Annotated in this window: 2 protein-coding genes; both read left to right on the plus strand. The window is 38.8% G+C overall.

The features are described 5' to 3' along the window. Positions 1–790: ABC transporter substrate-binding protein (locus tag V7659_RS31895; RefSeq protein ID WP_335543968.1), on the plus strand; the 790-nt coding region annotated here is incomplete at its 5' end. 120 nt (positions 791–910) lie between these two features. Continuing rightward, positions 911–1,522, plus strand: a 612-nt coding sequence (locus V7659_RS31900; RefSeq protein ID WP_335543969.1) for an ABC transporter permease, incomplete at its 3' end; no start/stop codon positions are given.

Raw genomic sequence — 1,522 nt, forward strand, 5'->3', positions numbered from 1 at the left:
TGAACTTTCCATTGTAGAAGGATTAGGAGAACGTAAACAAGCATTAGCCAGTGGGAAAATTGATGGGATGGCGACGGCACTGGATGTACAAGTGTCCTTAGCAGCATCTGAAATTCCAGTACAAGTGGTTTGGTTATTGGATGATTCATACGGCGGGGATGGGATCCTCGTAAAAAAGGGAATTAATAGTGTGAAAGATTTAAAGGGCAAACAAGTTGCATTTGAAGTTGGTTCAACTAGCCATATGTTAGCACTGCAAGCATTAAAACAAGGCGGATTAACAGAAAAGGATGTACAAGTGGTGCAAATGTCTGCCGGTGATGCAGGTGCTGCCTTTGCCGCTGGTAAAGTGGATGCGGCTGTTACATGGGAGCCATGGTTATCAAAAGGGGCACAAGCAAACGGTAAAGTTTTGTTAACAACCAAAGATTTATCTGGAATCATTGTTGATACGGTCAGCTTTAAAGAAGATGTAATCAAGAACCGTCCGAAAGATGTAAAAGCTTTTGTTAAGGCGATGGGCGAAGCCATGACATATTGGAAAGAACATGAAAAAGAAGCCAATGAAATTATGGCGAAGGGTTTAAATATTGATGTCAAGGAATTTGAAGGAACGGTTACTGGTTTAAAATTCTTCTCGAAAGAGGATAATGAAAAGTTATTTGGAACAGAAAGCGCAAAAGGTTCCATCTATCAATCAACTGAAAATGCAATTTCGTTCTATAAGGATCAAAAACTTCTTAAAACCGAGCCAAAAGCAGAAGATGTTATCAACCCAAGTTTCCAATAATGATAAGGTTTAAGTTAGTTTAAGGATTCACTTTAAAAAGCCTAACTTATGAGATGTTTTTTCGACCTCATCAGTTAGGCTTTTTTACAAAATAGACGCATAAGAAAATAGGTGAAAAAATTGATCGCAAAATTGTTTACTCCTAATAAGGAAATCCCCAAAGTGTTTTATACATCAGCGGGCTTTATAACATTTATTATTTTTTTATTAGTTTGGTCTGTACTTAGTTACGGACAGTTGGTCAATCCTTTATTCCTTCCTACTCCTACTGCAGTACTATCTACTGCGGTGGATATGTTTGTAAATGGTCAAATTCTTTCAGATATAGGGATCAGTTTTACCAGGGTCCTGTTTGGATTTCTTGCTGCAGCCATTATTGGCATACCGCTTGGGATCTTAATGGGCTCACTAAGGATTATGGAGGGAGCTTTTGAACCAATTATTGGTTTCATTCGTTATATGCCGGCATCTGCTTTCATTCCCTTACTGATTCTTTGGATTGGTCTCGGTGAGACAGAGAAAATGAGCGTAATTTTCCTTGGAACATTTTTTCAGCTGACGTTGATGATTATGGACGTCACCAAGAATGTTCAAAATGATTTAGTCGATGTTTCCTATACATTAGGGGCAAAGAAGGCACAAGTGTTTACAAAAGTTATCCTCCCTGCTTCTTTACCAGGAATTGTTGATACCCTCCGGATTACGTTTGGCTGGGCTTGGACGTACTTAGTG

It is taken from the genome of Neobacillus drentensis (assembly GCF_036966985.1).
Classification (GTDB): domain Bacteria; phylum Bacillota; class Bacilli; order Bacillales; family Cytobacillaceae; genus Neobacillus; species Neobacillus drentensis_E.